At 74.5% G+C, this 19875-nt stretch carries 19 protein-coding genes; 13 read left to right on the forward strand and 6 right to left on the reverse strand.

Annotated features, from left to right (window positions below; all coding sequences use genetic code 11):
• Positions 1 to 34: 34 nt before the first annotated feature.
• Positions 35 to 547: a TRAP transporter small permease gene (locus IEX99_RS07505; protein WP_188899416.1), complete on the reverse strand. Its 513-nt coding sequence runs from the start codon at positions 545 to 547 to the stop codon at positions 35 to 37.
• A 71-nt stretch (positions 548 to 618) separates the two neighbouring features.
• Positions 619 to 1605, reverse strand: a complete 987-nt coding sequence (locus IEX99_RS07510) for a TRAP transporter substrate-binding protein (RefSeq protein ID WP_188899417.1) — start codon at positions 1603 to 1605, stop codon at positions 619 to 621.
• Positions 1606 to 2019: 414 nt separating this feature from the next.
• Between IEX99_RS07510 and IEX99_RS07515 the strand changes: the two genes are divergently transcribed.
• The 5 genes from IEX99_RS07515 to IEX99_RS07535 are packed head-to-tail and all read left to right on the forward strand — an operon-like array spanning position 2020 to position 7461.
• Positions 2020 to 3621 carry an ABC transporter substrate-binding protein gene (locus IEX99_RS07515; protein WP_188899418.1) on the forward strand — a complete coding sequence of 534 codons (1602 nt, stop codon included), beginning with the start codon at positions 2020 to 2022 and terminating at the stop codon, positions 3619 to 3621.
• Between the two features lie 27 nt (positions 3622 to 3648).
• The gene (locus tag IEX99_RS07520; RefSeq protein WP_188899419.1) at positions 3649 to 4566 is read left to right on the forward strand and encodes an ABC transporter permease; all 918 of its coding nucleotides are present in this window, start codon (positions 3649 to 3651) and stop codon (positions 4564 to 4566) included.
• Positions 4563 to 5453, forward strand: coding sequence for an ABC transporter permease (locus tag IEX99_RS07525; protein ID WP_188899420.1), 891 nt, complete (start codon positions 4563 to 4565; stop codon positions 5451 to 5453). Before IEX99_RS07520 ends, IEX99_RS07525 begins: the two co-directional genes overlap by 4 nt.
• Before the next feature lie 11 nt (positions 5454 to 5464).
• Entirely contained in the window at positions 5465 to 6445 is a 981-nt protein-coding gene (locus IEX99_RS07530; RefSeq protein WP_188899421.1) for an ABC transporter ATP-binding protein, read from the forward strand.
• Positions 6442 to 7461, forward strand: coding sequence for an ABC transporter ATP-binding protein (locus IEX99_RS07535; RefSeq protein WP_188899422.1), 1020 nt, complete (start codon positions 6442 to 6444; stop codon positions 7459 to 7461). Before IEX99_RS07530 ends, IEX99_RS07535 begins: the two co-directional genes overlap by 4 nt.
• 16 nt (positions 7462 to 7477) lie before the next feature.
• On the opposite strand, the gene IEX99_RS07540 is transcribed toward IEX99_RS07535, so the two are convergent.
• Entirely contained in the window at positions 7478 to 7699 is a 222-nt protein-coding gene (locus IEX99_RS07540; protein WP_188899423.1) for an acetyl-CoA carboxylase biotin carboxyl carrier protein subunit, read from the reverse strand.
• A gap of 21 nt (positions 7700 to 7720) precedes the next feature.
• Positions 7721 to 9259, reverse strand: a complete 1539-nt coding sequence (locus IEX99_RS07545; protein WP_229677867.1) for an acyl-CoA carboxylase subunit beta — start codon at positions 9257 to 9259, stop codon at positions 7721 to 7723.
• A gap of 124 nt (positions 9260 to 9383) precedes the next feature.
• Here IEX99_RS07545 and IEX99_RS07550 point away from each other — a divergent pair, with 124 nt between their 5' ends.
• Together IEX99_RS07550 and IEX99_RS07555 are read left to right on the forward strand one after the other, a co-directional pair.
• Positions 9384 to 11606, forward strand: a complete 2223-nt coding sequence (locus tag IEX99_RS07550; RefSeq protein ID WP_188899424.1) for an acetate--CoA ligase family protein — start codon at positions 9384 to 9386, stop codon at positions 11604 to 11606.
• Positions 11590 to 13152 carry an acyl-CoA carboxylase subunit beta gene (locus tag IEX99_RS07555; protein WP_188899425.1) on the forward strand — a complete coding sequence of 521 codons (1563 nt, stop codon included), beginning with the start codon at positions 11590 to 11592 and terminating at the stop codon, positions 13150 to 13152. The genes IEX99_RS07550 and IEX99_RS07555 overlap by 17 nt, the downstream gene beginning before the upstream one ends.
• Before the next feature lie 18 nt (positions 13153 to 13170).
• On the opposite strand, the gene IEX99_RS07560 is transcribed toward IEX99_RS07555, so the two are convergent.
• A complete protein-coding gene (locus IEX99_RS07560; RefSeq protein ID WP_188899426.1) occupies positions 13171 to 13962 on the reverse strand; it encodes a biotin--[acetyl-CoA-carboxylase] ligase in 792 nt (263 codons plus the stop codon).
• Positions 13963 to 14108: 146 nt separating this feature from the next.
• On the opposite strand from IEX99_RS07560, the gene IEX99_RS07565 reads away from it, so the two are divergent.
• Entirely contained in the window at positions 14109 to 15500 is a 1392-nt protein-coding gene (locus tag IEX99_RS07565) for an ATP-binding protein (RefSeq protein ID WP_229677868.1), read from the forward strand.
• Between the two features lie 21 nt (positions 15501 to 15521).
• Here IEX99_RS07565 and IEX99_RS07570 read toward each other — a convergent pair whose 3' ends face one another.
• On the reverse strand, positions 15522 to 15908 hold the full coding sequence (locus IEX99_RS07570) for a winged helix-turn-helix domain-containing protein (protein ID WP_188899427.1): 387 nt from the start codon (positions 15906 to 15908) through the stop codon (positions 15522 to 15524).
• Between the two features lie 115 nt (positions 15909 to 16023).
• On the opposite strand from IEX99_RS07570, the gene modA reads away from it, so the two are divergent.
• The 5 genes from modA to IEX99_RS07595 are packed head-to-tail and all read left to right on the forward strand — an operon-like array spanning position 16024 to position 19860.
• Positions 16024 to 16863, forward strand: a complete 840-nt coding sequence (gene modA / locus IEX99_RS07575; protein ID WP_188899428.1) for a molybdate ABC transporter substrate-binding protein — start codon at positions 16024 to 16026, stop codon at positions 16861 to 16863.
• A gap of 11 nt (positions 16864 to 16874) precedes the next feature.
• Positions 16875 to 17549 carry a molybdate ABC transporter permease subunit gene (modB, locus tag IEX99_RS07580; RefSeq protein ID WP_188899429.1) on the forward strand — a complete coding sequence of 225 codons (675 nt, stop codon included), beginning with the start codon at positions 16875 to 16877 and terminating at the stop codon, positions 17547 to 17549.
• On the forward strand, positions 17542 to 18699 hold the full coding sequence (locus tag IEX99_RS07585; protein WP_188899430.1) for an ABC transporter ATP-binding protein: 1158 nt from the start codon (positions 17542 to 17544) through the stop codon (positions 18697 to 18699). Before modB ends, IEX99_RS07585 begins: the two co-directional genes overlap by 8 nt.
• The gene (locus IEX99_RS07590) at positions 18696 to 19025 is read left to right on the forward strand and encodes a YnfA family protein (protein ID WP_188899431.1); all 330 of its coding nucleotides are present in this window, start codon (positions 18696 to 18698) and stop codon (positions 19023 to 19025) included. The genes IEX99_RS07585 and IEX99_RS07590 overlap by 4 nt, the downstream gene beginning before the upstream one ends.
• Positions 19015 to 19860, forward strand: a complete 846-nt coding sequence (locus tag IEX99_RS07595) for a sulfite exporter TauE/SafE family protein (protein WP_188899432.1) — start codon at positions 19015 to 19017, stop codon at positions 19858 to 19860. Before IEX99_RS07590 ends, IEX99_RS07595 begins: the two co-directional genes overlap by 11 nt.
• Positions 19861 to 19875 lie beyond the last annotated feature (15 nt).

A 19875-nucleotide genomic window follows, 5' to 3' on the forward strand; every position in this document is an offset into this window, starting at 1 on the left:
GCGCCCTAGGCCGGCGCGGCGAGGCGGGGCGCCGTCACCGCGGCGGGCCGCCGGGCCGGGGGACGCCGCGCGCCGGCGCCCGCCGGTCGAGGGCGGTGACGAGCGCATCGGCCACCGCGACGAACATGATGCACAGCCCGATCGCCATCACGCTCTGCGGTATCCAGAGCGGCACGGCGAGGAGGCCGACGGTGACCTCCATGAACTCGTAGGACTGCCACGTCGTGACCACCGCGTGCCAGGCGAAGTAGCCGATCACCGCCGTCGCGAGGAGCAGGCAGGCCAGGTTGACGGCCCGGCGGGATCGGGGCGGCAGCCGCTCGAGCAGCAGCTCGACCCTGATGTGGCCGCCGGTCGCGAAGGTGTGGGCGAGGGCGAGGAAGGTCGCGGCGGCGAGCAGGTAGCCCGAGAGCTGGTCGAGGCCGCGGATGAAGACCCCGGCCAGTCGCCCGGCGATCTGGGCGACCACCAGCACGGCGATGGCGACGAGGCACATCCCCGCCAGAACGGCGGCGCCGAGGTAGAGGCGATCGAGGGCCCTGCGCATGACCGTCCCTGGCGTCCCCTCTGCGGTGGCGGCCGGCGCCGGGGGGCGCCCGTCCCGCCGCTGCGTCCCGTTCAGCGCCGCAGCTGGTCCCGCAGCGCGCGGCCCTCCGCGCCGGCCTTCTGCACCCATTCCTCGAGCATGCGGTCGCCCACCCTGCGCAGCTCGCTCATCAGCTGCTCGCTGGGCTCGACCACCTGCAGCCCGTGCTGGCGGATCTCCTGCAGCGCCTCCTGCTCCCGGCGCTGGCTCATCTCCCAGCCGCGGGTCTCGGCAATCGCGGCGGACTCGAGCACGGCGCGGCGGAGATCCTCGGGCAGGGCGTCGAAGGCCCGCCGGTTGACCACGAAGGCGTCCTTGCTGTGCATGGCGCGGGTGTTGTGGAAGAACCTGGCGTAGTCCCATGCCTGGGTGTCCACCGCGGTGGTCGGCGAGTAGATGCTGGAATCGACCAGGCCGGTGAAGAAGGCCTGGGAGATCTCGGAGGTCTGCACCACCGTCGGCGCCGCGCCGAGCAGTTCGGCGAAGCGCGCGGTGGTCTGGCCCGCGGTGCGCATGCGCGATCCGCGCAGGTCCTGCGCGGAGCTGATCTGCCGCTGCGACACGATGCCCTGGCCCGGCCAGGGGACGTAGAACAGCGGGCGCACCCCCCGCTCGGCGAGACGGCGCTCGAGATGCGGCTTCTGTAGCTCATGGAGGCGCCGCGCCTCGTCGTAGCCGACCGCCACGAAGGGGATCGTGTCGATCTCGAAGAACGGGTCCTGGTTGCCGTAGAGGAAGAGCAGGATGTCGCCGGCCTGCACCTGGCCGGTCTGCACGGCGCGCAGGATGTCCGGCAGGCGCACCAGCGAGGCGCCGGAATGGACGACCATCTCCAGCCTGCCGTTGGTCCGCGCCCGGACGTCCTCGGCGAAGCGTCGGACGTTCTGGGTCTGGAAATTGGTCTCGGCGAAGCCGGTGGCGACGATCCAGCGGACCTGCTGCGCGGCGGCCGCGCCGGCGGCGAGGGCGACCGCCGCCAGCACGGAAAGTCCGACCGCCAACGCCTTGACGCGCTTCATGGTTCCCTCCCGACGCGCAGCTTCGCGGCTGCGCTTGTTGTGACGAACGGAGACGCTCGCGCGGCAGCATAGAAGGGCCGGAATGACGGCTCAAGCAGCGGGGGCGGCGCCGTCTGCCGGTCCGACGCCGGCGCCGTGCCGGCCGCAGGGCAAGCCCGCGACCGTCGCCGGTCCGCCGGGCGGCGCCGCCGCTTTGATCGGGCGGGGCGCGACGCGCGCCCGCAACCCGTTGCCCGACCCGGCGCTCCGCCGGCGCCCGACGCCGGCACGGCGCCGATGGGGTTCCGGTTCTCCTGGCGGCGCGCGGTCGGGGGTGGACGGTCGGCACGAATTGGTCACCATTGTCGGGACGCTGCGCGATCGGGCGTGGTGGTCCCGACGACAAGACCCGACGACAAGAAGGGAGGACGCTCCATGACACAGGCCGACGCCAACGCCGCTTCCGCGCGGCCGAACCCTTCGGCGCCGGGGATCGGGCGGCGCGCCGCGCTGCTCTCGGGCGCCGGCGCCGCGGTGGCGATGGCGGCCGGCGCGGCGGTGCCGGCGCGCGCGCAGGCGAGGCCCCCGCTCACCGTGGCCATCGGGACCGACCTGATCACGCAGGATCCGTGCCGCATCGCCGGCGGCAACGACTACTTCTTCTTCGCCAACGTCTTCGAGGGCCTCTACGGCCCGGACGAGAACGGCAAGCCCGCGCCGCTGCTCGCCGAGAGCCACACGGCGAGCCCGGACGGCCTCTCCTACGAGTTCACGCTGCGCCCGAACGCGCGCTTCCACAGCGGCGAGCCGGTCACCGCCGAGGACGTACGCTTCAGCTGGCAGCGCGCCGTCGCGCCCGAGACGCGCAACCCGAGGGCGAGTGTCCTGGTCGCCAACATCGCCGACGTCGAGGTCCTCGACCAGCGGCGGTGCCGCGTGAAGCTGAAGCAGCGCGACGCCTCCTTCCTCGATAACTGCGGCGAGTACTGGTACATCATTTCGAAGAAGCATGCGGAGGCTGGCGGGGAGAACCCGTTCGACCGGCAGCCCATCGGCACCGGCCCCTTCGCCTTCGTCGAGCGCCGCGTCCGCTCCTACATCAAGCTGCGAGGCTTCGAGCAGCACTGGGGCCGCGTGCCGGCCTTCGGCGAGGTCACGCTCAAGATCATCCCCGACGACCAGTCGCGCGTCGCCCAGGTCCAGACGGGCGAGTCGGACATCGTGACCAACGTCCCGCCCGTGCTGGCCGCGCCGCTGCAGCGCCTGCCCAACGTGCAGGTCGTCCGCGCGCCGAGCTTCCAGAACATCTACATCGCGATCAACGCGCTGAACGGGCATCCGGGCCTCCGGCGGGCCGATGTGCGCCGCGCGCTGAACATGGCGGTGGACAAGGCGGCGCTCCTGCGCGCGACCATGCTCGGCTTCGCCCAGCAGCTCGAGCAGCCATGCCACCCAGACATCTTCGGCTGCGACGCGCAGGTGACGCCCTACGGCTACAACCCGGACCGCGCGCGCCAGATCCTCACCGAGGCCGGCTTCGATTTCGGCCGCCCGCTGAAGCTGCTCGGCCAGGGCACCGGGCGCGTCCCCCAGGCGCGGGAGACGCTGCAGGGCGTCGCCGCCTTCCTCAACCGCATCGGCATCCGCACCGAGATCAACATGCTCGACTACGGCGCCTGGATCTCGGTCTACGGCGCGCGCCAGAAGGACCCCTCGGTGGACATGGTGTTCGCCAATTTCACCGACTACAACGCGGACCCCTCCGGCCGCCTGCTGCGCCAGGTGCGCACCGGCGCTACCTATTCGTGGTACTCGAACCCCGAGATCGACGCGATGCTCGACCGCATGAACGACTTCGCCTCGATCGAGGAGCGGCGGGCGTTCGTCCGTCGTCTGTTCGCGCGGCTGCACGAGGAGGCGCCGCTGATCCCGCTGTGGACCGTCGACTCCATCTACGGCGTCGGCAGGGGGCTGAGCTGGAAGCCGACGCCGCACGTCTCCTGGCCGGTGCTGTGGAACGTGAGGCGCGCCTCCTAGGCCGGACCCGCGCAGGGCGAGAACGGGATGGCGCGCTTCCTCCTCACCCGGCTCGGGCAGGCGCTGGTCACGCTGGCGCTGCTGACCGTCCTGATCTTCGTCCTCGCGCGGCTCACCGGCGACCCGACGCCGCTGGTGCTGCCCTCCGAGGCGACCGAGGCCGACCGCGCCTTCTTCCGCCAGCAGTACGGCCTCGACCGCCCGGTCCACGAGCAGTACGTCGTCTTCCTCCGCAACGTGCTGCGCGGCGACTTCGGGATCTCGTTCCGCTACCGGGAACCCGCCTTCGACCTGGTGCTGGCGGCGATCGGCCCGACGCTCCAGCTCGCCGGGGTCTCGATGCTGGTCGCCATCCTGCTCGGCCTGCCGCTCGGCATCGCGGCGGCGCTGCGGCCGGGCTCCTGGCTGGCCGCGACGGTGCGCGGCTATGCGAGCCTCGGCCAGGCGATGCCGACCTTCTGGACGGGCCTGATGCTGATCTTCGTCTTCGCCATCAGCATTCCCGTCCTGCCCTCCTCCGGCTACGGGACGGCGGCGAACTTCGTGCTGCCGGCCGTCACCCTCGGCTTCTACGCCTCCGCCTCCGTCACCATGCTGACCTGGGCCAACATGACCGAGGCGCTGCGCAGCGACTTCGTGCAGATGGAGCGCGTGCTCGGCATCCCGCGCCGCCTGATCGTGCTGAAGCACGCGCTGCGCAACGCCTCGCTGCCGATCGTGACCTATCTCGGCCTGCAGTTCGGCCTGCTGCTCGGCGGCGCCGTCGTGACCGAGCGGGTCTTCGCCTGGCCGGGCGTCGGCCAGATGCTCGTGGACGCCATCCTCAACCGCGACTACCCCGTCGTGCAGGCCGCCGTGATGCTGACCGCCGTGCTCGTCATGACCATCAACCTCGTCGTGGACCTCCTCTACGCGGTGCTCGACCCGCGGGTGAGCCGGTCGTGAGCGCCGCCGCGGGGGAGCGGCCCGGCGACGCGGGCGGGCTGTTCGGCGGGCGCATCCGGGCCGGCGCGGGGCGGCCGCCGCTGTTCGCGACCGCGATCTGCCTGCTGCTCGTCGTCGCCGCCCTCGGCGGCGGGGCGATCGCGCCCTACGTGCCGGACGAGGCCGACTTCACCGCCATCCTCGCGCCGCCCGCCTGGGTGGAGGGGGGATCGCTCGCGCATCCGCTCGGCACCGACCAGCTCGGCCGCGACATGCTGAGCCGCCTGATCGCGGGGGCGCGCATCTCGCTGCTGACCGCGGGCGCCGCGGTGCTGGCCGGCGGCACCGTCGGCGTCGCGCTCGGCCTCGCCGCTGGTTATCTCGGCGGCGTGGTCGAGGCGGTGGTCATGCGCGTCGTGGATGCCTTCCTCGCGCTGCCCTTCATCCTGATGGCGCTCGCCTTCGTGGCGGCGCTGGGGACGGGGATCGGGAACATCATCCTCGTCATGATGCTGACCAACTGGGCCCGCTACGCGCGCCTGGTGCGGAGCGAGGTGGTCTCGATCAAGAAGCGCGACTTCGTGCTGCTCGCCCGCGTCGCCGGCCTCCGCCCCCTGCCGATCGCGCTGCGGCACATCCTGCCGAACGCGCTCACCTCCATCCTCGTGCTCGGCGTGCTCGACGTCGGGCGCGCGATCATCCTCGAATCCTCGCTCTCCTTCCTCGGCCTCGGCATCCAGCCGCCCGACGTGTCCTGGGGCCTCGCCCTGGCCGAGGGGCGGACCTACATGACCGTCGCCTGGTGGCTCACGGTCTGGCCGGGGCTCGCCATCGTGCTCGCGGTGATGAGCTTCAACGCGCTCGGCGAGTGGCTGAAGGCGGGCTTCGATCCGCGCGGCCGGCTGTAGGCCGCGGCGCCATGCCCCACGGCGAGCCCCTCCTCGCGATCCGCGGCCTGAACGTCGAGTTCGGCCTGCCGGCGCGGCCCGTGCGCGCCGTCGCCGACGCCGATCTGACGCTCGCGCCCGGCGAGATCCTCGGCATCGCCGGCGAGTCGGGAAGCGGCAAGACCACGCTCTGCGCCGCTGTCATGCGCACCCTGCCGCGCACGGCGCGCGTCTCGGGCAGGGTCGAGTTCGCGGGGAAGGAGCTGCTCTCGCTGCCGGAGCGGGAGATGGCGCGCCTGCGTGGCCGCGACCTCGCGATGGTGCTGCAGAACCCGATGACCTCGCTCGACCCGCTCTACACCATCGGCAACCAGCTCGAGGAGGTGCTGCGCGAGCGGCGGCGCGGCGGCGGAGCGGGGCGGCTGGGCAGCGCGGTGGAGGTGCTGCGCCGCGTCCACCTCACCGCGCCGGAGCTGCGGCTGCGGCAGTACCCGCACCAGCTCAGCGGCGGCATGCGCCAGCGGGTGCTGGTCGGGATGGCGACGGCCGCGGCGCCGCGGCTGCTGATCGCGGACGAGCCCACCACCGCGCTCGACGCCTCGATCCAGGACGAGATCCTGATCCTGTTCCGGGAACTGCGCGAGTCCGCCGGCACCGCGGTCGTCATCGTCACGCACGACCTGTCGGCGATCCGGCGGCTCTCCGACCGGGTGGTCATCATGTACGCCGGCCGCATCGTGGAGGAGGGGCCGACGGTCGAGGTCTTCCGCGCGCCGCGCCATCCCTACACGCAGGCCCTGCTCGCCTCCCTGCCGCGGATCGAGGAGGAGGAGGTCGTCCTCCAGCCGATCCCGGGCCAGGTGCCCGACCTCGCCCGGCTGCCGCCGGGCTGCGCCTTCGCCGCGCGCTGCCCGGCCGCGATCCCGCTCTGCCGCGAGGAGCGGCCACGCGAGCGCACGGTCGGCGAACGCCACCGCGTCTTCTGCTGGCGCGCGGGCGAGGGTGCCGCATGAGCGCGGACGCGGCCCCGCCGATGGTCGAGGCGATCGGCCTGACCAAGACCTTCGCGATCCCGGCCGCGACGCTGTTCGGCAGGGCGCGCCCGGTCGCCGCCGCCGTGGACGTCTCCTTCCGCATCCCGCGCGGCCGGACCTTCGGCCTGGTCGGCGAATCGGGCAGCGGCAAGAGCACGGTCGCGAAGCTGCTGCTGAAGCTGGAGGCGCCGAGCGCGGGCCGCCTGCTGGTCGAGGGGCAGGACATCTTCGCGCAGACGCCGGCCGAGGAGCTGGCCTACCGGCGCAAGGTCCAGGCGGTGTTCCAGGACCCCTACGGCGCGCTCAGCCCGCGCATGCGCGCCGACCGCATCGTCACGGAGCCGCTGCGCGCCCACGGCATGGACCGCCGCGAGGCGGAGGCGCGGGCGCCCGAGCTTCTGCGCCTGGTCGGCCTGCCGCCGGACTCGGCGCGCAAGTATCCGCACGAGTTCAGCGGCGGCCAGCGCCAGCGGCTCGCCATCGCGCGCGCGCTGTCGGTGGACCCCGCGCTCCTCGTGCTGGACGAGCCGGTCTCGGCGCTCGACGTCTCGGTGCGCGCGCAGGTGCTGACCCTGCTGCGCGAGATGCAGCAGCGGCTGGACCTGACCTACCTCTTCATCGGCCACGACCTCGCCGTGGTGCGCTACCTGAGCGACACGGTCGGCGTCATGTATTTCGGCCGCCTGGTCGAGCTGGGTCCGGCGCGCCGCGTGCTGCGGCGTCCGGCGCATCCCTACACGCGGCGCCTGGTCGCGCTCGCCGCCGGCGACGCGCCGCTCGGCGCCGTGCGCCTGCAGGGCGAGCTGCCGAACCCGCTGGCGCCGCCGAGCGGCTGCCTGTTCCGCACCCGCTGCCCCTACGCCGACGCGACCTGCGCCGCCCGCCTGCCGGAGATGCGCCTGGCGGAGCCGGACCACCTCGTCGCCTGCCACCACCACGAGGCGGTCGCCGCCGGCGCCAAGGCGGAGACCGGCCCGATGCTGCAGGAGGCGTAGGGGCCCGGCCGGCGGTTCACGCCTCCATTACGGCGACGGTCTGGCCCGCCGCCACCGCCTCGCCCGGGGCGACGAGGATCTCGATCACGCGCCCGTCCACCGGCGCCGGGATCGGGATCTCCATCTTCATGGACTCGATGGTCAGGATCGGGTCGTCCTCGGCGACCGCATCGCCGGGAACCACCTCGTGGCGGATGACGCTGCCCGGCGTCTCCGCCTTCACCTCGATCCTCTTCATGCCTGCTCCTCGAAGGCCTCGTCAGAAGTTGTAGGGCCAGGTGGCCATGTGGTGGCGCCCGATGCCGCCGGAGGCGCGTGACTCGTGCACCGCGAGCATGCGGATCAGCCAGGCGCGGGTCTCGCGCGGGTCTATCACGTCCTGGGCAAGGAACCCGGCCGCGAGGTCGTAGGCGCCGGTGTCGCGGGCAAGCTCGCGGCGCAGCGCCTCGAAGCGTTCCGGGTCGGCCTGGCGGCGCACGCCGTGCAGCACGTTCACCGCGGCGGCGGGGTCCATGAAGCTGACGTCGGCGCTGTACCAGGCGGCGATCTCGTCGGCGGTGCCGCCCATGTTGATGTAGGCCTGCCCATAGCTCTTGCGCATGATGACGGCGAGCTTGGGCACCGTCGCCATCTCCAGCGCGTGGTTGAAGTTCATGATCTGGCCGGCGAGGCCGAGCCGCTCGCCCTCGACGCCGACGAGGAAGCCGGGCGTGTCGGTCAGGAAGACCAGCGGGATGTTGAAGGAATCGCACAGCACGATGAAGCCCGTCGCCTTGCGGCAGGCCTGGGGGTCGAGCGCGCCGCCCTTGAAGATCGGGTTGCTGGCGATGATGCCGACCGTGCGCCCGCCGATGCGCGCGAGGCCGCAGGTGAGGACCTTCGCGAAGCGCTCCTTGACCGGGAAGAAGCTGTCGCGGTCCACGACGACCTCGATCACCCGCCGCACGTCGTACACGCGCTCGCGCTGCTCGGGCACGATGTCGAGGATGCGCGCCATCCCCTCGCCCGATCCCGGCGGGACCGGCGCGCGCGGTGGCGGTTCGTTCGCGTTGGAGGGCATGTAGCTGAGGAAGCGACGGATCGCGCCCAGCACCTCCTGGTCCGTCGCGTAGGCCTGGTCCACCTCGCCGGTGACCTCGGTGCGCATGCGCCAGCCGCCGAGCTCCTCCGGGTCCACCTCCTCGGAGATCGCGACCGCCGTCACCTTCGGGCTGGAGACGGCGAGCACCGCGCCCTTGCGCATCAGCACGAAGTCCGACATCGCGGCCTTCCAGCTCGGCGAGCCGTAGCTCTGCCCGAGGATGGCCGTCACCCAGGGCGTCTGCCGGCGCCGGTCGTACACCTGGTGGCTGCGCGTGCGGGCGATGCCGCGCGCGCCCATCACGTCCGGGATGCGCGCGCCGCCCGCCTCGCCGAGGATCACCATCGGGATGCCGCGCGCGATGGTGGTCTTGCGCACGTGCTGGAACTTGAGGCTCGCCACCGGCGCGCTGGAGGCGCCGAGCGTGGTGAAGTCGTAGGCGACCACGCCGACCTCGCGCCCGTCTATGCGCCCGTAGCCCGTGACGACGCCGTCGCCGGGCGAGCGGTCGCGGTCCGCCGCGCGCTCCGAGACGGCGAAGAGGCCGACCTCCTGGAACGACCCCTCGTCGAGCAGGTGCGCGATGCGCTGGCGCGCGTTCAGCAGGCCGGCGGCGGCGAACTCCTCGAGCTTCCGCTTCGACCCCATGGCGAGCGCCTTCCCGCGGCGCCGCGCGTGCTCGGCGATCTCGCGCTCGAACGGCATCATCCCCCTCATGCGCAGTTCGGTGCCGCGCCCGCAAGCGGCCGGCGTCGCGCGCAGCATGGCAGAGTTGACGCACCCGGCAAGGGCGGCTTCACATCCCGCTTCCAGGCACACGCATGCCCCTGGGGGAGCGGCCATGAGCAGCGGATGCGCGGCGAGGCGCGAGGCGAATCTCCGGCGCCTCTTCGAACCCTCCTCCGTCGCCGTGCTCGGCGCGTCCGGGGTCGCCACCAAGGCCGGCGGGCGCCCGCTCGCCTACCTGCGCGAGACCGGCTTCGCCGGCCGCGTCTATCCGATCAACCCGCGGCACCGCGCGCTGTTCGGCTTCGACTGCTTCCCCTCCCTCGACGCGCTGCCCGAGGTGCCCGATCTGGTCGTCGTCGCCATCCCCGCCGAGGGCGTGCTGCCGGCGGTGCGCCAGGCCGCCGCGATGGGCGTCGGCGCGATGGTGATCTACACCAGCGGCTTCGCCGAGGTCGGGCCGGAGGGCGGCGCGGCCGAGCGCGAGATCCGCGGCATCTGCGAACGGACCGGCCTGATCGTCTGCGGCCCGAACTGCCAGGGCATCGCGAACCTGTTCAACGGCCTCGCCGTGAACTTCTCGACGGCGCTCTCGGAGGGGCAGCCGAAGCCGGGCCCGATCGGCATCGTCTCGCAGAGCGGGCTCGTCGGCGCACTGATCGCCTCGGAGTGCATGGCCCGCTCGCTCGGGCTCGGCTACCTCGTCAGCACGGGGAACGAGGCCGGGTTCGAGTTCGCCGACGCCGTCGCGCACATGACCGCGGACCCGCGCATCCGCGTCGTCGTCGGCTACCTGGAGGGCATCCGCGACGTCGCGCGCTTCCGCGCCGCGGCGCTGCGGGCGCGGGAGAAGGGCAAGCCGCTGGTCGTCCTCAAGGCCGGGCGCAGCTCCGCGGCGGCGCGCGCCGCGGCCTCGCACACCGGCGCGCTCGCCGGCTCGGCGCGGCTGCACGACGCGCTGTTCGCGGAGCTCGGCGTCATGGTGGAGGAGAGCCTGGAGGACCTGGTGGACGCCGCCGTCACCCTCGGCGCCGCGCTGCCGCCGCCGCGCGGGGCGCGGGTCGGGATCGTCGGCAATTCGGGCGGCTTCAACGTCCTCTGCACGGACGACCTGCACCGCTTCGGCCTGGAGCTCGCGTCGCTGTCCGAGCCGACGCGGGCGGAGATCGCGGCGCACCTGCCGCCCTTCCTCCCGGCGCAGAATCCCGTGGACCTGGCGTCGCTGCCGCAGGCGGACCCGGCGACGGCACGGGCGCTGCTGCAGCGGGTGGCGGACGATCCCGGGGTGGACATCGTGATCTGCTGCTTCGGCGCGATCCGCGCCGCCTCGGCGGCGCTCACCGCCGAGCTGGCGGCCTTCGCGCGGTCGGCGGCCAAGCCGATGGTCGCGGCCTGGCTCGCCTCGGCGCCGGCGGGCTTCGTCGCGCTCTCGGCCGCGGGCGTCCCGACCTTCACCGACCCGTCGCGCGCCGCGAGGGCGGCGCGGCGCCTGCTCGATGCGGCGGCGCGGCCGGCCGGCGGCGCCGCGCCGCCGGCGGACGCGGCGCCGGCGGACGCCGCGTCCGTCGCCGCGCTCGTGCGGCAGGCCCGGAGGGAGGGCCGGGGCGTCATCGGGGAGGCGGCGCTCCTGCCCGCGCTCGGCCGGCTCGGATTGCGCGTTCCGCGCATGGCGCGCGTCCGCACGCCCGAGGAGGCGGAGACCGCCTTCGCCGCCCTCGGCGCGGACGGCGTCGCGGTGAAGATCGACTCGCCCGACATCCCGCACAAGACGGAGGCCGGCGGCGTCGCGCTCGGCATCGCCTCGCCGGCGGCCTGCCGGGAGGCGGCCCGGACGATCCTCGGCGCCGTGCGCGAGAAGGCGCCCGGCGCGGCGATCGAGGGACTGCTCGTGGCGGAGATGGTCGGCGGCGGCCGTGCCGAGGTGATGATCGGCATCAAGCGCGATCCGATCCTCGGCCCCTTCGTCGCCGTCGGCCTGGGCGGCGTCTTCGTCGAGATCCTCGGCGACGTGGCCTTCCGCGCCGCCCCCTTCGGCGAGGCCGAGGCGACGGCGCTGCTGCGGAGCCTCAAGGCCTGGCCGCTGCTGGACGGCGCGCGCGACCGGCCGCGCCTCGACGTGCCGGCGCTGGCGCGCGCGATCGCCGCCGTGTCGCGGCTCGCCGTGGCGGTCCCGGAGATCGGCGAGCTGGACCTGAACCCGGTCCTGGTCGGCCGGGAGGGCGAGGGCGCCGTCGTCGTGGACGCCCTGCTCCGCCTCGCGCCGGCCGGGGCGCCCCGCCATGGCGGAGGACTGATGCGCAACGAGGCGGTGGAGGAGAGCGGTGAACTGGACGCCTGAGCTGGAGGACCTGCGCCGACGCCAGCGCCTCGCGCGCGCCATGGGCGGCGCGGACAAGGTGAAGCGCCAGCACGATGCCGGCCGGCTGACGGTGCGCGAGCGGCTCGACCGCCTGGTGGACCCGGGCAGCTTTCTCGAGATCGGCTCGATCGCCGGCAAGGCGGAGTACGACGCCGAGGGCCGGCTGCAGGCCCTCACTCCCGCCAATTGCGTGATGGGCCGCGCGCGGATCGACGGCCGCCCCGTCGTCGTCATCGGCGACGACTTCACGGTGCGCGGCGGCTCCGCGGACGCGAACATCAAGGAGAAGCACGTCCTCGCGGAACGCATGGCGCAGGAGCTGCGCCAGCCGATCGTCCGCATCATCGAGGGCTCGGGCGGCGGCGGATCGGTCAGGACCATCGAGACGACCGGCCGCGCCAACCTCCCCGGTGGCCTGACGCCGGGCACGCTGCAGTTCCACTACACGACGGAGAACCTCTGCCACGTGCCCGTCGTCGCGCTCGGCCTCGGTTCCGTCGCGGGCCTCGGCGCCGCGCGGATGGCGGCGAGCCACTACTCGGTGATGACCAAGGGCACCTCCGCCATGTTCGTTGCCGGCCCGCCGGTGGTCGCGCGCACGGGCCAGAACCTGAGCAAGGAGGAGCTGGGCGGCTGGGAGATCCAGACCCGCAGCGGCGCGGTGGACCACGCGGTGGACACCGAGGAGGAGGCCTTCGCCTGCGCGCGGCGCTTCCTCTCCTACCTTCCCTCCTCAGTGCACCAGGTCGCGCCGCGCGTCCCGTCGGGGGACGACCCGGGCCGGCGCGAGGAGTCGCTCTTCTCCGCCGTCCCGCGCGAGGCGCGCAAGGTCTACAAGATGCGCCCGATCGTCGAAGCGATCGTGGACCGCGGCTCCTTCTTCGAGATGGGGCGGATGTTCGGCCGCTCCATCATCACCGGCCTCGCGCGCATGGACGGGCTGCCGGTCGCGGTGATGGCGAGCGACCCGTACTTCTACGGCGGCGCCTGGACCAGCGAGACCTGCCAGAAGGTCGTCCGCTTCGTGGACCTCGCCGAGACCTTCCACCTGCCGGTCATCTACCTGGTGGACTGCCCGGGCTTCCACATCGGGCTGGAGGCCGAGCGCGCCGCGACCATCCGCCACGGCGTGCGCGCCATGGCGGCGGTCAACCAGTCCACCGTGCCGTGGTGCTCGATCATCGTGCGGAACTCCTTCGGCGTGGCCGGCGCGATCCACCAGCCCGCCGGCCGCTTCGCCTTCCGCTACGCCTGGCTCTCGGCCCGCTGGGGATCGCTGCCCTTCGAAGGCGGGATCGAGGCCGCCTACCGCGCGGAGATCGAGGCCGCGCCCGACCCGGCGGCGAAGCTCGCCGAGATCGAGGCGCGCCTGACCGCCCTGCGCGCCCCGGTCCGCACCGCCGAGACCTTCTGGGTCGAGGAGATCATCGATCCGCGCGACACCCGGCCGCTGCTGTGCGAGTTCGCCCGCCAGGCTGAGCCGCTGCGCCAGCCGGGGCCGCGCGCCTTCGGCATGCGGCCGTGAGCCGGCGCGCGGGATGGCTCATCGGCCGGCCGGCGCGGCGGGCGGGGCCGCGTCCTCCGCCTCGCGCGGCGCGAAGGCGACCTCGCCGGCCGTGACGCGGCGCGGCCCGGCGGCGGTCTCGACGATCAGCGCGCCGTCCTCGTCCAGCGCGGTCAGGCGGCCTTCCAGCCAGCCTTCGCCGGTGCGCACGCGGACGGGGTGGCCGAGCCCGCGCACCCGGCCCATCCAGGCCGCCCGCGCGGGCGCGAAGCCCTCGGCGTCCCAGCGCGCGAGCCAGCGCGCGAGCGCCGGCAGCAGGGCGCCGAGCATCCCCTCGGGCGTCACCTCCGCGGCACCGTTCGCCGCCAGGCTCGTTGCCGGGTATGGCGTGCCCGCCGGCGCCTCGCGGAGGTTGATGCCGATGCCGAGGATGACCGCGGGGGGTGCGCCTGCGGCGACCACCGCCTCGGGCAGGATGCCGGCGACCTTGCGGCCCTCCAGCAGCACGTCGTTGGGCCATTTCAGCTCCGCCCGGCGTGCCGCGAGCACGCCATCCAGCGCGTCCGCGACGCCCAGCGCCGCGAGGAAGCCGAGTTCGGCCAGCCTCGCCGCCGGGACGCACGGCCGGAGGATGAGCGAGACGTACAGATTGCCGGGCGGGCTGAACCAGGCCCGCCCCTGCCGGCCGCGGCCGGCCGACTGCGACCGCGCCCAGACGACGGTGCCGTGCGGCGCGCCCGCGGCGGCGAGCGCGCGCGCCGTGTCGTTGGTCGAGGCGAGCCGGCCGTACCGGCGGATGGTAAAGGGATGCGACGCCTCGGCCGGGATCATTCCCCGCGGTGGTCTCCTGGTGGCAGGCTCCCCGCGTCTCCGGGCGCGGTGCCCCCCATGCTTGCCGCGCGCCTCCGGGACAGGCAACGGCCGGCCGGTCGGCGGCGGTCCCGGCCCCGTACCGAACCCGCATGCGAGGAGCGACGATGCCCGCTGACACGATGACGGACACGCCGCCGCCCGCGCGCGCGGCGCCCTTCCGCACCGTGCTCGTCGCCAACCGGGGCGCCGTCGCCGCCCGCATCATCCGGGCCGTCCGCGCCCTGGGGTGCAGGGCGGTCGCGGTCCATTCGGACGCCGATGCCGGGGCGCCCTACCTCGAGGAGGCGGACGAGGCCCTGCGCATCGGCCCCGCCCCGGCGCGCGAGAGCTACCTCAACCAGGACGCCCTGCTCGACGCGGCGGCGAAGGCCGGGGCGGACGCCCTGCATCCGGGCTACGGCTTCCTCTCGGAGAACGCGGCCTTCGCGGCCCGGACCGCGGCGATGGGCATCACCTTCATCGGCCCCTCGCCGCACCACATCGCCGCGATGGGCGAGAAGACCCGCGCGCGCGCGATCATGGCCGGGAACGGCTTCCCGGTCGCCGCGGGCTCCGGGCTGCTGCCCGCGGACCCGGGGGAGGTCCTCGCCGCCGCGCGCGGGATCGGCTTCCCGGTGATGGTCAAGCCGGCTGGCGGCGGCGGCGGGATCGGCATGGCCATCGCGCGCGACGAGGCCTCCCTGCTCCGCGCGGTCGCGCGCGCCCGCGCCGCGGCGGAACGAAGCTTCGCCGATGGCGGCGTCTACCTGGAGCGCTTCCTGGAGCGGGCGCGGCACGTCGAGATCCAGCTCCTCGGCGACCGGCACGGCCAGGTGCGCCACCTGTTCGAGCGCGACTGCTCGGTCCAGCGCCGCCACCAGAAGGTGATCGAGGAGGCCCCGGCGCCCAACCTCCCGCGCGACCGCGCCCTCGGGATCGCGCAGCGCGCGGCCGCGGCGCTGCAGCGGCTCGGCTACGACAACATCGGCACGGTCGAGATGCTCATGGCCGAGGACGGCACCTTCGGCTTCCTCGAGGTCAACACGCGGCTTCAGGTGGAGCACGCGGTGACGGAGATGGTCACCGGCGTCGACCTGGTCGCCGCGCAGATCCGCACCGCGGCGGGAGAGCCGCTCGGGCGCGTGCTGCCGTCCCGCGTGGCGGTGGAGGGGCACGCGGTGGAAGCCCGCATCTATGCCGAGGATCCCCGCCGCTTCCTCCCCTCCCCGGGGCGGCTGGTCCGCTTCCGGCTGCCCGAGGGCGACGGCGCCTGGCGGATCGAGACCGGCTACCGGGAGGGCATGGAGGTGACCCCCTTCTACGATCCGCTTCTCGCCAAGGCGGTGGTGCGGGGCCGATCGCGCGAGGAGGCGATCCGCGGCCTCCGCGAGCTGCTCGCCGGCATGGAGATCGAGGGACCGGAGACGAACATCCCCTTCCTCCTCGCGGCGCTCGACGACCCGCGCTTTCGCGCCGGGGAGGTGCACACGGGGCTTGCCGCGGGAATCACGGTCTGACCGGCTGCCGGCGCCGCGCGGTCAGCCGCCGCGTCGCGCCAGCATGGTGCGCAGCCGGTCCAGGCGCTCGGCGACCGCCGCCTCGGCCAGCGACTCGGCCTCGCGATAGGTGCGCAGCACCTGTTCGCCGAGCGGCGTCAGGCGCGCGCCGCCGCCGCCGGTCCCTCCCATGGCGGTCGCCACCAGCGGCTCGCGGAAGTCGGCGTTCAGCGCCGCCACCAGATCGTGCGCGCGCTGGTAGGACATCCGCATCCGCCGCCCCGCGCCGGCGATGGAGCCCTCCTCGCGGATGCCTTCGAGGAGGTCCGCCTTGCCCGGCCCGAATTCCACCCGCTCGTCCAGCGTCAGCCGGAGGGTCAGCGTGCGCCGGACCGTGCCGCCATCGCCGCGGCGTCGCCTGCCTGCCATGCGACGAAAGGAACCACGCTTCCGGGATCGCGCCAATCGCCCACGCTGCCGCCTGCGCCTTGCGCTGTCAGCGCCTGATCGCTATCCATGAACGAAGATAGCGAAGGGACCGCGCATGCTCCGACCTGTCCTTCCCGACCCGTCGCGGCGCACGGTGCTGCGCCTCGCCGCCCTGCCCCTCGTGCCGGTCCTCGCGGCCGCGGCGCCCGGTCAGGATACCGGCCAGGCTTCCGGCGGCGTTCCCGCGGCCGCGCCCCCGCTGGTCGCCGCCGCCGCCGACCTGCAGTTCGCTCTGGCCGAGGTCGCGGCCCGGTTCCGCGAGGCGACAGGCCAGGCGGTGCGCCTCTCCTTCGGCTCCTCGGGCAACATCGCGCGCCAGATCGAGCAGGGCAGTCCGGTCGAGCTGTTCCTCTCGGCCGACGAGGCCTTCGTCCTCCGCCTCGCCGAGGGGGGATACACGAGGGACCAGGGCGCGCTCTACGCCATCGGTCGCATCGCCCTGTTCACGCCGCCCGGCTCGCCGATCCGCGCCGCCGGCGGCATGGACGCCATCCGCGAGGCGCTCGACGCCGGCCGCATCACCCGCTTCGCCATCGCCAATCCCGAGCACGCGCCCTATGGCCGCGCCGCCGAACAGGCGCTGCGCGCCACCGGCCTCTGGGAGCGTATCCGCCCGCATCTCGCCTTCGGCGAGAACGTCGCGCAGGCCGCGCAATTCGCGCTCGCGGGCGGCAGCCAGGGAGGCATCATCGCCTATTCGCTCGCCCTCGCGCCCGCCATGCGCGAGCGGGGCGACCATGCTCTGCTGCCCGACAGCCTGCATGAGCCGCTCCGCCAGCGCATGGCGCTGACGCGCCGCGCCGGACCGGCCGCCGAGCGCTTCTACGCCTACCTGCAGGGTCCGGAGGCGCGTGCGGTGATGGTGCGCTACGGCTTCCTGCTGCCGGACGAATGAGCGCCGCGCCCATGGACTGGACGGCCTTCCGCCTCTCGGTGGCGCTCGGCGCGTGGACCCTGCTGCTGCTGCTCCCCCTCGCGCTCTGGCTCGGCCGGAGGCTCGCCTATCGGCCCTTTCCCGGGCGCGGCTTCGTCGAGGCCGTGGTGGCGCTGCCGCTGGTGCTGCCGCCCACCGTGCTCGGCTTCTACCTGCTCGTCGCCTTCGGCGGCCTCTCGCCGCTCGGCCGGGCCTGGCAGGCGGTGTTCGGGCATGGCCTCGCCTTCTCCTTCGAGGGACTGCTGTTCGCCTCGGTGCTGGTCAACCTCCCCTTCGCGGTCCAGCCGGTGCGCAACGCCTTTGCCGCCATCCCCCCGCAGCTCCGCGATGCCGGGGCGGTCTCGGGCATGACCCCCGCGCGCGTGCTGCTCCGCGTCGAGCTGCCGCTCGCCTGGCCGGGCATCGCCACCGCCGCGGTGCTGACCTTCGCCCACACCCTCGGCGAGTTCGGCGTGGTGCTGATGGTCGGCGGGGCGATCCCCGGCGAGACGCAGACCATCGCGATCGCCATCTACGACCGCGTGCAGGCTTTCGACGAGCGCGGCGCCGCGGTCATGTCCGCCGTCCTCCTCGCCGTCTCGGTCGTCGCGCTCGGCCTGACCAACACGCTCTCGGGCCGCGTCGGGCGGCGCACGCGGGATGCCTGAGGCACCGGCGGCCGAAGGTGCCGCGGCGGCGGCGCAGGGCCGCGGCCTCGAGGTCCGGCTCGAGGCCGCCGCGCCGATCCCGCTCGACATCGCCTTCGGCTGCGCGCCCGGGGAGACGCTGGCGCTGGTCGGGCCCTCGGGCGCCGGCAAGTCCACGGCGCTGCGCTGCGTCGCCGGCCTGCATCGGCCGTCGCGGGGGAGCGTGCGCTGCGGCGGCGCGACCTGGCTCGACACCGCCGCGCGCCTCGACCTGCCGCCGCACCGCCGCGCCGTCGGCATGGTGTTCCAGGACTACGCGCTGTTCCCGCACATGACCGCGCTCGGCAATGTCGCCGCCGCCATGGGCCACCGGGCGCCGGCGGAGCGCGCGGCGCGGGCGCGGGAACTGCTGGCCCGGGTGCACCTCGCCGGGCTCGAGGAGCGGCGCCCGGCCGAACTGTCGGGCGGGCAGCAGCAGCGCGTCGCGGTCGCCCGGGCGCTGGCGCGCGACCCCGCCGTGCTGCTGCTCGACGAGCCCTTCTCCGCCGTGGACCGCGCGACGCGCCGCCGGCTGCAGGGGGAGCTCGCGGCGCTGCGCCGCAGCCTGTCGATCCCGATCCTGCTCGTCACGCACGACCTGGACGAGGCGGTGGCGCTCGCCGACCGGATGTGCCTGATGCACCGCGGGCGCGGGCTGCAGACGGCGCCGCCGGCGGAGATGCTCGCCCGGCCCGCGAGCGCCGAGGTCGCGCGCCTCCTCGACCTGCGCAACCTGTTCCGCGGCGTCGTCGAGCGCCACGACCCCGACTCCGGCATCACCTTCCTGCGCTGGGGCGGCCGCGTCCTGGAGGCGGCACACGCGCCCGGCTTCGCCCCCGGCGGGACGGTGGACTGGCTGGTCCCCGGCTCGGCCGTCTTGCTGCACCGGCGCGGCCGGCCGTCCTTCGGCGAGCGCGAGAACCCGGTCGCCGGTCGCGTGCTCGACCTGCTGGCACTGGGCGAGGAGGCGCAGGTCACGCTTGACATCGGCGATCCTGGGGGCGGCACGCTCGCCTTCTCCCTGCCCCTGCACGCGGCGCGGCGCAACGGCCTGGCGCCGGGCGAGGACTGCACCGTCTCGCTGCTGCGGGAGGGGATCCACCTCATGCCGCCGCGAGGCCCCGTGCCATGACCAGCGCCCTCATCTTCGTCGCCGCGGCGCTCGCCGAGATCGCCGGATGCTTCGCCCTGTTCGGCGTCCTCCGCCTCGGCGCCTCGCCCTGGTGGCTGCTGCCGGGCGCGGCCGCGCTCGGGCTCTTCGCTTGGCTGCTCACCCTTCCCGACCTCTTCGCCGCCGGCCGCGCCTATGCCGCCTATGGCGGCGTCTACGTCGCCGCCTCGCTGGCCTGGCTGTGGGCGGTCGAGGGCGTGCGGCCCTCGGGCTGGGACGCGGCAGGCGTGACGGTCTGCCTGCTCGGCACCGCGATCATCCTGGCCGGTGCCCGGCATGCGGGCTGACGGCCCGGCCGCGGCACTCGCCTGGGGCGCCGCCATCGGCACCCTCGGCGGGCTGATCGGCCTCGGCGGGGCCGAGTTCCGCCTGCCGGTGCTGCTCGGCCTGTTCGCGCTGGCCGCCCACCACGCCGTGCGGCTGAACCTCTTGGTCAGCCTCGTGACGCTCGCCGCCTCCGCCGCCGCGCGGTTCGGGGTCGCGGAGTTCCCGGGCCTCGCCGCGCACTGGCCCGAGATCGCGGCGCTGACCGTCTCGGCGGTCGCGGCGGCGTGGTTCGGCGCCGGCCTGCTCGGGCGCCTGGACGCCCGCCGGCTCAAGCGGATCATCGCCGCGCTGCTCGCCGGGATCGGCCTGCTGTTGCTGGCCGAGGCGGCGGCGGGCGATTCGCTGCATCTCGGGGCGGAGCCGGGCGGCTGGTGGCGCGCGCCGGCGGGCGCGGCGGCCGGGGTGGCGATCGGTCTCGTCTCCTCGCTGCTCGGGGTCGCGGGCGGCGAACTGATCATCCCGACCCTGCTCTTCGGCTTCGGACTCGACATCCGCACCGCCGGCACCGCGAGCCTGATCATCAGCCTGCCCGCGGTCGCCGTGGGCGTGCTCCGCCACGCGCGGGCGGGGGGCTACGGCGACCGGGGCGCCCTGCTCGGCATCGGCCTCCCGATGGCCGCGGGATCGGTCCTCGGCGCCGCCGCAGGCGCGGCGCTGCTGGGCTTCCTGCCGGTCGGCGCGCTGAAGCTGCTCCTCGGCGTCATCCTGCTGGTCTCCGCGGGCAAGCTGTGGCGCAAGGGCGCGGCGGCTGGGGCGGCGCCGCTCGCGCGCGGTCCCCGGCCGCCGCGCCGCTGATGCGCCGTGGTGCCG

Source organism: Caldovatus sediminis, assembly GCF_014644455.1.
GTDB classification, from domain to species: Bacteria; Pseudomonadota; Alphaproteobacteria; order Acetobacterales; family Acetobacteraceae; genus Caldovatus; species Caldovatus sediminis.